This window comes from Streptomyces sp. NPDC001410, from assembly GCF_042895235.1.
Taxonomy (GTDB): domain Bacteria; phylum Actinomycetota; class Actinomycetes; order Streptomycetales; family Streptomycetaceae; genus Streptomyces.
The window spans coordinates 18,922-33,106 of record NZ_JBIAWE010000007.1; the positions used below are offsets into that span (position 1 = coordinate 18,922).

Here is a 14,185-nt window from a genome sequence, read left to right on the forward strand (position 1 = left end):
GTCACTGCCAGTGCCACCTTCGCGGTGCGTCAGCCTCCGGTGCGGGCCGTGAAGGGGCAGGTCCAAGTCTGCTCCGTCATACGGCCGCTGTAGTGGCGGGCCTCGTCGCGGTACGTCAGCAGGCTGGGGTTGGCCGTGCCGTGCAGGGCGTCGTCGCGCTCCCTGATCTTCTTGCGCATCTTGAAGAAGGTGCGGCCCAGGGCGTTGAACTGCAGATGCGAGTTGAACACCAGGGCGGGCAGGGCGAAGCGGCGGCTGGGGCGGGAGGCGCCGGGGTGCAGGCCCACCACGAAGAAGGGGTGGCCGAAGAGGGAGAGGGCGAAACGGGGGGAGGCGGGGTCGGAGTCGTAGAGGCCGGTCCAGGGGTGGTGGCGGCTGTCCTCGTCGTGCAGGGCCTGGAGGTGGCGCCAGACGGTCTCCTCGAAGGTGCGCTCCGAGGTGTCCGGGAGGCGGTCGAAGGTCACGACGAACGACGAGAAACTCTGCGCGCTGGGTTCGAAGGAGTCCAGGAAGGTGCGAAGGGCGTCCAGGTTCGCACGGACGGCCTCGGGGGACGCCGGTTCGCCGCAGTGCCGGTGGGTGATCCGGCCCCGGCGCAGCGCGGCCTTGGCCCCCAGGCAGACGAAGTCCTCCCGGCCGATCAGCTCCGCCAGCGCCGCGCGGGCGGCCTCCCCGGCCAGCGGCCGGCGGGACAGGATCCGTGCCGTGGACACGGTGACGGGGGAGCCTGCCTGGTCGGTGACCGTGACCTCCACGGTGACCAGGCCGCCGCCGAGCGCCTCGCGGGCCTCGACCAGCCTGCCGCGGGCTGTCAGGACGTCCCCGGCGCGGATCGGGCGGAGATGGCGGTAGTCCTGCGACAGGTGGGTGGCCGAGGCGTAGTCGTAGCCCAGCAGGTGCCGCTCCAGCACCGGCAACTCGGCCCCGGCGGCCAGCCGGACGGCGAAGGTGGGCGGTGCGATGACATCCGGGTGCCCCAGCGCGCGGGCCGCCGCCCGGTCACGGTAGACGGGGTTGGGGTCGCCTATGGCGTCCGCGAACTCGGCGATACGGTCCGCCGTGACTTCGACGGGCCCGACGAGTGCAGGGTCCTTCGGACGGTCCGGTGTCGGGGCGTTGGACGTCGCGCCGTCGGGCGTCGTGGGCCCGGGTGTCGCCGGGGCGGCCGGGGTGCCCGGTCGTGTCGGATGGTTGGGTGTCGTGGTCTTGGGCGTGGTGGGGGTGGCTGGGGTGCCCGGTTGTGTGGGGTGGTCGGGGTTCGCGGGCTCCGGTGTTGCTGGGGCGGCCGGGATGCCCGGTCGTGTCGGGCCGTCGGGGTTCGCGGGCTCCGGTGCCGCAGGGGCCGCCGGGATGCCCGGTCGGGTCGAGGGCAAGGTGTCAGCGGGCATGGAAGCCCCCGTCCCCGACCGCGTGGGCGCCGCCGTCGACGTGCAGGATCTCGCCTGTGGTGGCCGGGAACCAGTCCGAGAGGAGGGCGACGCAGGCCCTGCTCACCGGGGCGAAGTCGGCGGAGCGCCAGCCCAGTGGCGCGCGTTGGTCCCACTCCCGCTCCGCCTGGCCGGGGTCGGTGTCCTCGCCGTAGGTGGCGTGGCCGGCCGGGGTGCGCAGGGGGCCGGCGGCCACGAGGTTGACGCGGATGCCGCGCTCGCCGAGGTAGGCCGCGAGGTAGCGGGCGCAGGCCTCCAGGCCCGCCTTGGCGACTCCCATCCAGTCGTAGCCCGACCACACCTGGCGGGCGTCGAAGTCCAGGCCGACCACCGAGGAGCCCTCCCGCAGCAGGGGGAGCAGGGCGGCGGTGAGGGCCTGGAGGGAGACGGTGGAGACCTCGAAGGCGGTCGTGGCCTCCTGCCGTGACGTGCTCAGGAAGTTGCCGCCCAGGGCTCCGGGCGGGGCGAAGGCCACGGCGTGCAGGACGCCGTCGAGGTGGTCGGTGTGTTCCCGGACCCGGTCGGCGAGGGTGGTCAGGTGGTCGTCGTCGGTGACGTCCAGCTCGACGACCGGGGCGGGCCGGGGCAGCCGGCGGGCGATCCGCTCGACCAGGGAGAGGCGGCCGTACCCGGTCAGGATGACCTCGGCGCCCTGCTCCTGGGCCGCGCGGGCCACGTGGAACGCGATCGAACGGTCGGTGAGCACCCCGGTGACCAGGATGGTCCTGCCCGCCAGCAGGCCCGACGGGCCGGACGTGAGCCCGGTGGCGGGTGCGGCCGGGGGTGGGGTCGAGGGGTTCACCGGGTTCACCTTCGGGTCGTCCTTTCAGGAAGTGAGGGCGCGCGCTCAGGAAGCGAGGGCGCGCACGCGGGTGCGCAGGGCCGCGGTGGTGAGGTCCGGCTCGTGGGCGGTTGCCTCGACCACGGCCGTGACCGTGTCCAGCAGCGGCCTCGGGTCGGGCAGGGCGCGGGTGTCGTAGGCGAGGGTCGCCTCGACGCAGTCCGGCCGGTCCATGTAGTAGTTGAGCCAGATCGCCGCCGTGGCCGGGCCCACCGGGCGCTCGCCCTGCCACAGCGGGGCGAGGAAGTCGCGGCTCGCGGTCGTCGCCCTGGTCCGCGGGCCGAGGGCCAGGGGACGGGCCGGCGGCAGGATGTTGACGCCGATGGTGCGCGGGGCCAGCGGGGCGACCTCGCGGATCGAGCGGCCGTACGTGGGCGGCAGGTCCTCGTTGGCACGGGCGTGCGCGGTGATCCAGTCGCCGACGGCCGCCGGTTCGGGGCTCGGGGGCAGCAGGACGACGGGCTCCACCAGGGGGCCGACGACCAGGACGTCCTCCTGCCGGGTGTGGCCGTGGCGCAGGCTGAGCAGCGGCTGGGGGCCGTCGGACCACAGGCCGGCCGCCAGGGAGGTGGCGGCGAGCAGGACGGCTGCGCGGCTCAGAGAGCTGCGGGCGGCCGCCTCGGTCAGGGCGCCGGCCAGCCGCTCGGACAGCGGGCCGTCGAAGTGGCCGTCGTCCTGGAAGGCCGTGGGCGTGGTGCTGCCCGGCAGGTCGAGCGGTGGTCCGGGCAGCGGGTACGGGGCGAGCAGGTCCTGCCAGCGGGCGAGGCTGCGCTCGCGGACCGACTCCTCGGGCAGGTCCCGCAGGAAGCCGGCGAAGTCCCGGCCGCGCGGGGTGTATTCGCCGCTGCGGTACGCGCCCGCCACCGCCCGGGTGATCAGGCCCAGCGCCCAGCCGTCCAGCACGGAGTGGTCGAAGGAGAAGGCCAGCAGCGGCTCCTGCTCCTCTCCCGTCTGCGTCGCCCGCAGCAGGACGACCCGGCCGACGGGGTCGTGGCACAGGTCGGGCTTGTCGAACACGACCGGGGCGACGACGGCGGCCGCTTCGGCGGAGAGCCGGCCGTCCGTCACGGTCACGGGGACGTCGACGGTCTCCAGCTTCAGCGGGACCGGCTCGCGCCGTTCCAGGCGCGGCCCGGCGTCCGTGGCCCGCAGCCGCAGGTGCAGTACGTCGGTGGCGAGGGTGACCCGCTCGACGGCCGCGGTCAGCCGCTCCTCGTCGAGCGGACCGTGGATCCGGAACAGGTTCCACGGCAGCTCGGAGGGGTTGCGGCGCAGATATCCGGCGGCGTCCACCTCGCCGTTGGCGAGCGCCCGCACCGGCATGCCGTACGCCGGAAGCGTCGCGCCGCCCGGGTTCACAGGCTCACTGCTCACGGTCCGCCTCCCAGGAGCGCAGGACGAGTACGGCGTTGTGGCCGCCGAAACCGAAGGAGTTGCTCATCGCCACGTCCACCCGGTGTTCCTGGGCCTGGTGCGGGACGAAGTTCAGGGCCTCGTCGATCGGGCGGTGGCAGTTGATCGTCGGCGGCACCACCCGGTCGCGGATGGCCAGGCCGGCGACGATCGCCTCCAGGGCGCCGGCGGCGCCGATCAGGTGCCCGGTCATGGACTTGGTCGAGCTGATCGGGACGCGTTCGGCGTGCGTGCCGAAGACCGCCCGGATCGCCGCGACCTCCGTGCTGTCGTTGGCCTGGGTCGAGGTGCCGTGGGCGTTGATGTAGTCGACGTCCGCGGGTTCGAGGCCGGCGTCGGCGAGGGCGCCCGCCATCGCGGCACGGGCGCCGCGGCCCTCGGGGTGCGGGGCGGTCCAGTGGTGGGCGTCGGAGGTGGACGCGTACCCGGCGACCTCGGCGAGGACGCCCGCGCCGCGGGCGCGGGCGTGCTCCTCGGACTCCAGGACCAGGACACCGGCGCCCGCGCTCATCACGAAGCCGTCCCGGTCGGTGTCGAACGGGCGGGAGGCCTCGGTCGGTGCGTCGCCGCGGGTCGACAGCGCGCGGGCGTTGCCGCTGGAGGCCAGATCCAGCCGGTTCAGGATGTGTTCGGCGCCGCCCGCGAGGGCGATGTCGACCTTGCCGTGCCGGATCCAGTGGGCGGCCTCGCCGATCGCGTCCGCGCCGGAGGCGCAGGCCGTGCTCAGGGCCCGGGTCGGCCCGGCCGCTCCGAACCGGAAGCTGATCTCGCAGGCCGCGCTGTCGATGGCGCCGGTGATCTGCGCGAACGGGCTGACCTTGCGCGGGCCGTGCTCCGACAGGGCGGCGAAGTGCCGGCCGTGGGCGGCCATGGCACCGTAGCCGCTGCCGATGAGGACGCCGGTGCGGGCGCCGCGCTCCTCGTCGAGGACGAGACCGGCCTGCTGCATGGCCTCGCCGGCCGCCGCGTAGGCGTACTGGGCGTAGGGGTCCATGCGCCGGATCTGCGGGGGCTTGAGGTGGTGGGCGGGGTCGAAGCCCTTGACCTCGCCGCCGAAGGCGGTGGCCAGGCCGGTGGTGTCGACACCGGTGAGCGGGGCGATGCCGCTGCGACCGGCCCGCAGCGCGGCCCAGGTCTCGTCGACGGTGAGGCCGAGCGGGGTGACCGCGCCCCAGCCGGTGACCACCACCCTGCGGCCGGCCGCCGCCGTGCGTGTCGTGGACATGAGTCTCCCCCTCTACTTCTCGCCCGGCTCGGGGAGCGCGGGGAAGTCGCCGCCGGCCACGTCGGCGCCGAACATCGCGTCGGTCAGCCGTACCGGCACGTTGAGGACGACGACCTCGCCGGCGGCGGCCTTCTCCCAGGCCAGCGCGACGTCGCCGGGCAGGGAGGCCTTGTCCCGCACGGTCACCTGGTGCAGTCCCGGCAGTTGCGGCGCCTGCGCTCCGACGGCCTCGGGGTCCACGAAGGCGTGGTCGCCGACCGGGTGTTCGCGCTGGTCCAGCTGGACCTGGAGCCAGCCGTAGCCGCCGTTGCGCAGGACGACGTAGAGCAGTCCGCCGCTGTGCGCGACCGCGGTGGGCAGGTCGGCGGCGGCCATCGCGAAGGCGCCGTCGCCGACGAAGGCCACCACCGGCCGCCCGGGCGCGGCGATCTTGACGCCGAGCGCGGCGGCGGCACCGAAGCCGAGGCTGGTCTGCTCGGACGGGACGACGCTGCCGGCGCCCGCGTGGCAGGAGTAGAGCGGGTACTTGTACGACCACATGTCCTGCAGGCCGTTCTCCTGCACCAGGATCCGGTCGGCGGGCAGGGTGGCGTCGAGTGCCCGCAGCACCTCGGCGATGTGCAGGTCCGGCGCCTCGGCCAGCTCGTCGAGCAGCGCCTGGCTGTCGGCGTGGATCTCGTCGTGCACGGCGCGTACGGCCGCCGCCCAGCGGCCGTCGGCGGGTTCGGCGGGCAGTGCCGTGAGCCAGGACCGTACGGTCGCGCCGGCGTCGGCCAGCACCTTCGGTCCCCGCAGCATGGTCTGGAAGTCGGCCGCGGCCAGGTTGACCTGGATCACCGGGATCTCGCGGCCGAGCGCGGCCGGCCACTGGAAGGTGGCGGTCTCCTCCAGCCTGCTGCCGAGGGCGACGACACAGTCGGCCTCGGCCCACAGCCGTGCCGCCTGCTCGGGGGTGTACAGGCCGGCCAGTCCGCAGAACTGCGGGTGCGCCTCGTCGACCGCGCCCCGGCCGGAGGCCGTGCAGGCGATCGCCGCGCCGGTCCGCTCGGCCAGCCGCTCGACCTCGCGGCCCCCGTTCGCGTGCCGCATGCCGCCGCCGACCAGCAGGACCGGCCGGCGGGCCGCGCGCAGCGCGTCGAGCGCGGCGGAACCGGCGGGCAGGGCCACTTCGTACGGCGTCTCCGCCGCCACCGGCACGGTCAGGGCCCCGGCCTCGGTGGGCGCGGCCTCGGCGAGCAGGTGCTCGGGGAGTTCGACGTAGACCGGTCCGCGCTCGTGGCGGGCGACCAGCAGGGCGCGCTGCAGGGTGGGCACCAGCCGGTCGGGGTGGTCGACGCGGGCCGCGTACTTGACCAGGGGGCCCACGACGGCGAGCTGGTCGAGCTCCTGGAAGGCGCCGCTGCCCCGGTGCTGGGCGCCGGTGCCGCCGCTGAGCAGCAGCAGCGGCACGGCGGACGCGGAGGCCTCCAGCAGGCCGGTGACGGTGTTGGTGACCGCGGGGCCCTTGCCGACGACGGCGACGCCGACCTCGCCGGACTGCAGGGCCCAGCCGGTCGCCATGAACAGGGCGTTGCGCTGGTCGCGGCTCAGGACGAACCGCAGGCCCGCCTCGTGCGCGGCCTCCAGCGCGTACATGTCGTCGCCGGGCAGGCCGAAGACGGTACGCGTCCCGGAGGCGGCCAGTACCGCGGCGGCCGTCGTCCAGGCAGCGGCGGCGGTGGCCCCGGAGGAGGTGTCGGGTGTGTTGCTCATGACCTTCCCGGCAGGTAGTCGGCGACGGCCTTCGACAGCAGCAGCGGCTCGGTGTGCCGCTTGCGGTCTACGGCGATGTAGTTGGCGCGGATGCCGCGGCCACCGAAGGGCTTGTTGCCGTCCTCGATGTCGATGAGGGTCTCGTCGACGCTCACCATGTGGCGCTCGCGCAGGGCCTCCACGGTCTTCGGCAGGGAGCCGAAGACGGAGGCGGCCATGGCGCGTTCCGCGTAGTAGGGGTGACGCAGCACCTCGTTCAGCCAGTCCTCGGAGGAGAAGGGCACCACGTTGAAGACGGGCGCGAACATCTCCGGGGGCAGGAACAGGGTGTCCGTCGGGTGGATCAGCACGGTCGGCCGCACATGGCGGTCCACGAAGTCGATCCGGCCGCCGGCGGCCACGAACTCCCGCTTGCCCCGCAGGTAGTCCAGGGTCGTCTCGAACGCCTCGTCGTAGAACATGGCGCTGTAGTCGGCGGTCGAGTCGTACGGGGCGCCCAGGCGCAGGGCCTCGACCCGGCGGGAGAGCAGGTTGCAGAACTGGGCGCTGACGGAGGTGTGCACGAACACCGCGTCCGGGCCGAAGCAGTCCTGCCCGGAGTTGAGCATGCGCACCCGGATCAGGCCGTCGACCGCACGGTTCAGGTCGGCGTCGGCGCCCACCACGTACGGGTTGATGCCCTGCCCGAAGAAGCAGAACACCGTCTCGCGGGGCAGCTGTTCGCGGATCGTCTCGGCGTTCTCGTAGGACCCGGTGAAGACCAGGACGTCGGACTTCTTGCCGACGTTGTCCAGAAACTCGCGCTGACCACTGTCGTCGAGCACCAGCGGCAGGTCGTGCACGGTGCTGATCAGCTTGTGCAGGGCGCGGGTCTGGGAGTCGATCATCCGCGACGGCCGGAAGACGATCCGCCGGCTGTACAGGCTGGGGATGACGACGTACAGGATGTAGCCGTACAGCGGGATGTTCGACGGCATCAGCACGCCGATCTGGCCCGCGGCCGGCGGCCGGTAGCGGGAGATCTCGGCGACCGCGCCCTCCAGCGCCTCGATGGAGGCGTCGATCTCGTCGGCCGCGGTGCGGTGGTTGGAGACCTCGGTGAGGATGCGCAGCACCTCGGGGCGGCGCTCGGCGAGCAGCCGGGCGACGTCCTGGAGGACGGTGATCCGGTCGGTGAAGGGGACCGCGGGACCGGCGGGCTTCGCGGCCCGCTCGGCCGCCTTGGCCTCCTTGGCCTCCTCCGCGCGGCCGCTGCGCAGCGCCGCCTGCGCCATGTAGCCCAGCGCGGTCAGGTTGGCCTTGCCGTTGGTGTGCTCCGGGAACTCGGACACCACGAGCACCTTGTTGGGCTGCTCGTACTCGGCGACCAGGCCGGCGAAGACGCGCCGCCAGTGGGCGGCCGGGCGCTCTTCGGGGTCGGCGACCACGAAGACCAGGTCGGTGCCGAAGCGGCCGTTCTCCACCGGCACGACCCGCACCGGGCGGCCGCACTCGCTGGCCTTGGCGGTGATGGCGTCGGGGTAGAGGGTGTTGCCGAACCGGTGGACGGCGGCCTTGCGGCCCAGGATCCGCAGGTTGCCGTGCTCGTCGAGGAAGCCGAGGTCCTGGGTGCGGTGGACGGTGCGCTGGTTCTCCCGGACGCGGCCGCCCGGCTCCAGCATGCCCACCATCAGGTCGGGCGTGTGCACGATGACCTCGCCGACCTGGCCGGCCGGCAGCGGGCGGTCCTCCTCGTCGACGACGGTCACCGTGATCCCGTCGAGGGGGCGCCCGCATTGGTGGGGGTTGTCGGGCGCGGCCAGCGCGATGTTGCCGGCCTCGGAGCTGCCGTAGCCGTCCAGCAGGGGCTTGCCGAGGCGCTCGGTGAAGCGGCGCTGCAGGTCGTCCTGGAGCGGCTCGCCGCCGACGCACCACATGCGCACCGACTCCAGCAGCGCGGTGGACGCGCGGCCCCGGTCGAGCAGGCGCAGGATGCCCTCGTACACGGCCGGTACGGAGTCGACGACCGTGACGCCGAGGTCGACGACCGCCTCCAGGGCGAGGTCGGTGCGCCGGCTGGGCAGCAGGACCAGGCCGGCCTTCGCCTGCCACCACAGCAGCAGGATCGACAGGCCGTACTGGTGCGTGAACGGCAGCAGCGGCAGCAGCACGTCGGACTCGGTGTACTTCATCCGGTCCTGGGTGCGGGAGACGTTGGCCAGCACCGAACTGCCGGAGCGGACCACGCCCTTGGGGCGGCCGAGGCTGCCGGAGGTCCACACGATCAGGGCGTCGGGGCGGCGGGCCCAGCGGTCGAAGGACAGCTCGGCCGGCTCGCCGTCCTCGTCGGCCGCCGTGCCGAGTTCCTGCAGCGGGATCCACGGGGCGTCCAGCTTGGCGAAGGCGGGGGCCTGTTCCTCGTGGTCGGAGATGAAGAAGTCGGCGTTCGCCTCCTCCACCAGGCGGGCGAACTGGTTCGGGGTCACCCCGCGGTCCACCAGGCCGACCGAGACGCCCATGTCCATCAGGGCGAGGGTGGTGAGCACCGAGGCCGTGGAGTTCGCGGCCGAGAGCAGGACGCGATGGTCACCGTCGACCCCGCGGGACCGCAGCGCGCGTGTCACGCTCGCGCAGGAGGCCCTGACCTCGCGCCATGAGCGGTTGCCTTCATTGCGACTGATCAGCACCAGAACAACACATCCAATCTTCGAACCGGGTCGCCTCGACGCTAAAAGGGGCTGCTCAAGCGGGAATCAAGCGGAAATCCGCTCGGATTCCAGGGATTTCAAGGGCTCCGTTTCCGCAGGTGCCATCGGCTCCGTGACGTAGCAGCCGGCGGACTCCAGCGCGCGGATCGCCGCGAGATCGCGGTCGAGTTCCGCCTCGGTGTCCGCGACGAGCGAGACGTAGCCGGGGGAGGTCGCCATGTCGACGGTCCGGCGCACGGGACGGCCCTCGCGGACACCGGTGACCAGCCGCTCGAAGGCGGGCAGGGCGGTGAAGCGGTCGTGCCAGGCCGTGGCGGTGCCGGCCCGGCCGTTGATCAGCCAGACGTTGCGGACGGTCCTGCTCCAGCGCACCTCGGTGTCCCGGAAGGCGTGAAAGCCCTCCGGGTCGGTGAGGGCGAGGGCGAGCAGTTCCACGTGCGAGGTGCCCGAGTGCCGCTCCAGGACGTCGGGCAGCATGGCGCCCATCAGCCGGGCCCCGGTCTCGATGAGCACCGGACCGTCGGCGGTGAGCATCACCTCGCTGTGCGCGGCCCCGTCGGTGATGCCGAGGGCGGTGACGGCCGCCACGACGTACTCGACCAGTTCGGCGACGTGCGGGGCGGTGAGCGGCAGCGGCTGCTGGTAGTCGTACAGCGGCGCGCCCTCGGGTCCGTGGGTCTTCGCCGACAGCCAGACGTCCGACACCTTCTGTACGCCGTTCACGGCGACCGTGTTGACGATGTACTCGGTGCCGACCAGGTACTTCTGCACCACGGCCGAGGGGTTGGGGTTGCCGAAGTAGTCGGTGCCGGCCATGACGGCCGCGGCGGCCGAGCGGACCTCGTCCTCGGTGGTGCAGATGTGCACGTTGTCGGTGCCGGCGCTGGCGGCCGGCTTGACCACGACCGTGCCGCCCGCCGCCCGGAACCAGTCGACCGCGGCCTCGGGGTCGGTGGTGCTGAAGCCGACCGGTGCGGCCAGGCCCGCCGCGGCCAGGCGCCGGGCCATGGCGTACTTGTTCCGCCGGGCCTCCACGCCCTCGAACCGGTTGCCGGGCAGGCCCAGTTCGTGGGCGAGGGTGTCGGCGAGGACCACCCCGCACTCGGTGCCGGCGACCACCCGGTCGACGCCGGCCTCCTTCAGGGCGCGGACGGCGTCGGCCGGGTCGGGGAAGTGGCCGAAGTCGTGGCTGTAGAGGGCGGGCCGGAAGGAGGGCAGCAGCCGGGGCGGGGCGATCTCCTGGCTGCGCAGGTGGACCACCTCCACACCCCGTTGTCCGAGCTTGTGGGCCAGCAGGCTGCCGGTCGAGTAGCCGTCGACTATCGCGATCTTCACTGGGATACCCCCGCGTTCTCCGGAGCCAAGGTGGTGTGGACGGTGTTCTTCTCGCGGGCACGCAGCCGCGCGTCGCAGACGAAGGCGAGGGCGGCGATGGCGGCGGCGGTCGCGCCGAACACGGCGAACGCGGTCCCGGGGCCGCCGTGGTCCAGGCCGGTGCCGGCCAGCGGGGAGCCGATCACGTTGCCGACCAGGATGGCGCTGGCGTAGGTGCCCATCGCCACGCCCTTGGTGCCCTCCGGTGCGATCCCGCTGACCGCGCCGGCGCTCGCGGACAGGGCCGGGGCGACGAACAGGTTGGCCGGGACGGCCAGCAGGCACAGCCAGTACCACTGGGTGGCCAGGCCGATCGGCATGCACAGCAGGCCGAGCACCGCGGTCAGCGCGAACACCGACGGCGGACGCTTCATGGCGCCGTAGAGGAAGCCGCCGGCCACGGAGGCGACGCCCGCGAGGACCAGCAGCAGCCAGCTCCAGGCGAGCTGGTCGTGGCGCTGGAGCGTACCGATGGCCGCGACCTCGAAGCCGACGACCGCGATGGAGGTGGCCACGGTGACGCCGAGCGCGCACACCATGCGGGCCGTCAGCCAGCTGCGCAGACCGGGCGTTCGGCCGCCGGTGGGGCGGGCCTGCTGCAGCGGCGGGTTGAGCACCAGGTAGGCCACGCCCACCAGGAACTGCAGGCCGCCCATCACCAGGAACGCCACCGTGGGGGAGGCGGTCGAGGCGAGCAGGATGCCGACGGTCGGGCCGACCATGTAGGCGATGTCGGTCGTCATCGCGTCGACCGCGTAGGCGGTGTGGCGGGTCTCCTCGGTGACCATGCCGGCCAGGGCCAGCCGGATCACGGTGAAGGCGGGCAGCGTGGTCAGGCCGCCGAGGAACGCGGCGCCCAGCAGGGCCGGGTAGGGCAGGAAGTGGGCCAGGCTCCAGAACACGGCCTGGGCGGTCACCAGCAGGCCGAAGACCCGGCGCAGTCCGTAGCGGTCCAGGCCGCGCCCCTGGAGCGGGGCGCCGAGGCCGGCGCCCGCCGTCCAGCAGGCGGCGACCAGGCTGCCCGCGGCGAAGCCCCGGTGCAGATGGCCCACGATGTGCAGGATGAGCACCGAGGAGATGCCGAGGCCGGGCATCTTCGCCAGCAGCCCGATCACCATCAGCGACCGCAGGCCGGGTTCGGCGAACAGCCGTCGGTAGGTCGAGAACATGTCGTCTCCTAGGCCTTGGCGGCCGGTTCGTCCCAGGGCCAGTCCACCTGCTCCAGGAGGTCCATCTCCGAGAGCAGGCCGCGCAGCCCGCTGAAGTCGCGCACCAGGTTGCGGCGGCCCGCGTCCTGCTGCACCTCGGCGATCATCCGGTCGGCGCCGGTGACCCCGTGCAGGGTGAGGATGTGCCGCCAGGTCCGGTAGTCGTTGGCGACGAACGCCTCCAGGCCGGTGAGCATGGTGTCCACGAAGAACCTGCGCTGGTCCTTGGAGAGGAAGTCGTAGACGGTCTTGGCGAGTTCGCCGGTGATGGAGGAGTGGCAGATCTCGTCGCGGTTGTGCAGCTTCACCGTGGTGGAGTTGATCTCCTGGATGTCCGGGTCGTCGGACAGCAGGTGCAGATAGGCGCTGATCGACGTCTCGGAGACGGTGGCGAAGGCCAGCGTGGTGAGCTTGCGCTGCCACTCCTCGGTGCAGGCGGCCCGCAGTTCCTCGTGCCGGTGCACGATGTGCGGGGCGGGCAGCACCGTGTCCGGCAGCGTGATGCCGCGCTGCTGCCGCGTGATCGTGCTGGCGTTGAGGTGCATCAGCGTGTGGTACTGCTCGTCGACCATGGCCTGGGCCAGCGAGGTCTCCAGTGCGGGCCCGCCCAGGGAGGGGAACTCGCCCTCGATGACGTAGGCGAACGCCGGGTTGGCGATGCGCTGTTCGGCCATGATCGTGTGCCGGTTGTAGGCGAGCCAGGACCAGCTCAGCATCGACCGGCGCACCTCGGGCGGCAGCCCGTCCCAGACGGGGTGGCCGACGAACGGGACGATCCGCTCCGGGTAGTCCGGGCGGGCCGTGTCGAACAGGTCCTCCAGCTCGGGTTCCTTGCGCTTGACCGCGGCACGCCGGTGCCAGTTCCCGGCCAGGCGGGTGATGACGGCGTTCTCCACCGGGTCGGTGGGGTCGTACGGCGGGAAGCCGGGGATCTCGATCAGGCCGCCGGCGTGCGGGGCGTCGTTCAGGGTGGTGGTGGTCATCGGGACTCCTCGCCCCCCTCGATGTCGTAGAACTCGGGGCCGTCCAGGTAGCACAGGGCGTTGACGTCGCGTTCCACGACCTCGGCCGACGGGTGGACGAAGCCGATCGCGAGGGTCTTGGTGGAGTCGTCGACGGTGCGGACGACCGTGTCGCCGGGCCGGACGAACATCTCCACGTTGTTGAAGCTCTCCATGCCCCGGACGACGTCCAGCAGCGGGTAGGAGCGCAGGGTGCCCGCGGCCGGCGCCGTCGGCCAGCACACCGACACATGGCGTTCGAGCCGGTAGGGGCGCTGGTGGGTGGCGAGGAAGCGCTCGGGGCGCAGATAGGCCTCCACGGTCCAGCCGATCTGCGACTCCCCGGCGCCGAGTTCGGCGTAGTAGGGGGTGTTCGCGCCGGCGATGCGGGCGCCGACCTCGACCAGGCACGGCCCGTCGGCGGTGACGATGACCTCCAGGTGGGCGGGGCCGTGCCGGATGCCGAGGGCGTCGAGGACCTGCTGCGCGTACTCGGTCAGCCGACTGCGGACCGGGGCGTCGTGGGCGATCAGGTGGCCGCCGGCGATGCGGTCGCGGACCCCGGGCACCGACATCTTGCTGTACTTCCAGATGTCGGTGACCCGGTGGTGGCCGTCCCGGCTGACGGTGTCGACCACGTACTCGGCGCCGACCAGGTACTCCTGGGCCACGGCCGCGGTGTTGGGCTCGGAGAAGACGGTGGTGCCGGCGAGGATCGCCTTCAGCGCGACCGCCGAGTCCTCGGGGGTGTCGCAGACGGCCACGCCGTCGTTGGCGGCGCTGCGCAGCGGCTTGACCACGATCCGGCCGCCGACCTCGCGGTGGAAGTCCATCAGCTCCTGCGGGTCGCTGACCAGTTTCTGCCGGGCGCCGCGCACGCCCGCCGCCTTGATCGTCTCGATCATGACGAACTTGTCGCGGCGGGCGGGCGAGAGCCGGGTGCCGTTGGTGGGGACGCCCAGCGCCTCGCTGAGCGCGTCGGCCAGCTCCACGCCGTACTCGCCGGCCGCGATGACCGCGACGGGCGCGTGCCGGGCGACGGCCCGGACGGTGTCGGCCGGCACGCCCCGGTGGACGATGTCGTCGCTGAAGGCACTGGTGTCGAAGGCGCCCCGGTAGCACTGGGGCACCTCCTCGGTGCTCTGTACGCGTACGACGTCGCAGCCGCTGTCCCAGAACGCCTGGGCGAGCGCGTAGCTGGACGGGTAGGCGTCGACCAGGACGACGCTGGGTTTGCTCATGTTCGTCTCTCTCTGT

General features: G+C 73.0%; 10 protein-coding genes. All 10 read right to left on the minus strand.

Annotated elements, in window-relative coordinates; translation table 11 throughout:
- Positions 1 to 29: 29 nt before the first annotated feature.
- The 10 genes from gntA to ACFY3C_RS16330 all read right to left on the minus strand — a co-directional run bounded on the left by gntA (position 30) and on the right by ACFY3C_RS16330 (position 14,169).
- Positions 30 to 1,388 carry a guanitoxin biosynthesis heme-dependent pre-guanitoxin N-hydroxylase GntA gene (gene gntA, locus ACFY3C_RS16285; RefSeq protein ID WP_390771164.1) on the minus strand — a complete coding sequence of 453 codons (1,359 nt, stop codon included), beginning with the start codon at positions 1,386 to 1,388 and terminating at the stop codon, positions 30 to 32.
- On the minus strand, positions 1,378 to 2,229 hold the full coding sequence (gene fabI / locus ACFY3C_RS16290) for an enoyl-ACP reductase FabI (protein ID WP_390771165.1): 852 nt from the start codon (positions 2,227 to 2,229) through the stop codon (positions 1,378 to 1,380). Before fabI ends, gntA begins: the two co-directional genes overlap by 11 nt.
- A gap of 45 nt (positions 2,230 to 2,274) precedes the next feature.
- Entirely contained in the window at positions 2,275 to 3,642 is a 1,368-nt protein-coding gene (locus ACFY3C_RS16295; RefSeq protein ID WP_390771166.1) for a condensation domain-containing protein, read from the minus strand.
- Entirely contained in the window at positions 3,632 to 4,906 is a 1,275-nt protein-coding gene (fabF, locus tag ACFY3C_RS16300; protein WP_390771167.1) for a beta-ketoacyl-ACP synthase II, read from the minus strand. The genes ACFY3C_RS16295 and fabF overlap by 11 nt, the downstream gene beginning before the upstream one ends.
- Positions 4,907 to 4,918: 12 nt before the next feature.
- Positions 4,919 to 6,658: a thiamine pyrophosphate-binding protein gene (locus ACFY3C_RS16305; RefSeq protein WP_390771168.1), complete on the minus strand. Its 1,740-nt coding sequence runs from the start codon at positions 6,656 to 6,658 to the stop codon at positions 4,919 to 4,921.
- Positions 6,655 to 9,324 carry an aldehyde dehydrogenase family protein gene (locus ACFY3C_RS16310; protein WP_390771169.1) on the minus strand — a complete coding sequence of 890 codons (2,670 nt, stop codon included), beginning with the start codon at positions 9,322 to 9,324 and terminating at the stop codon, positions 6,655 to 6,657. Before ACFY3C_RS16310 ends, ACFY3C_RS16305 begins: the two co-directional genes overlap by 4 nt.
- A 66-nt stretch (positions 9,325 to 9,390) precedes the next feature.
- Positions 9,391 to 10,680, minus strand: a complete 1,290-nt coding sequence (locus ACFY3C_RS16315; protein ID WP_390771170.1) for an ATP-grasp domain-containing protein — start codon at positions 10,678 to 10,680, stop codon at positions 9,391 to 9,393.
- The gene (locus ACFY3C_RS16320; RefSeq protein WP_390771171.1) at positions 10,677 to 11,888 is read right to left on the minus strand and encodes an MFS transporter; all 1,212 of its coding nucleotides are present in this window, start codon (positions 11,886 to 11,888) and stop codon (positions 10,677 to 10,679) included. Before ACFY3C_RS16320 ends, ACFY3C_RS16315 begins: the two co-directional genes overlap by 4 nt.
- Positions 11,889 to 11,896: 8 nt before the next feature.
- On the minus strand, positions 11,897 to 12,910 hold the full coding sequence (locus ACFY3C_RS16325; RefSeq protein WP_390771172.1) for a diiron oxygenase: 1,014 nt from the start codon (positions 12,908 to 12,910) through the stop codon (positions 11,897 to 11,899).
- On the minus strand, positions 12,907 to 14,169 hold the full coding sequence (locus ACFY3C_RS16330) for an ATP-grasp domain-containing protein (protein ID WP_390771173.1): 1,263 nt from the start codon (positions 14,167 to 14,169) through the stop codon (positions 12,907 to 12,909). Before ACFY3C_RS16330 ends, ACFY3C_RS16325 begins: the two co-directional genes overlap by 4 nt.
- Positions 14,170 to 14,185: the final 16 nt, after the last annotated feature.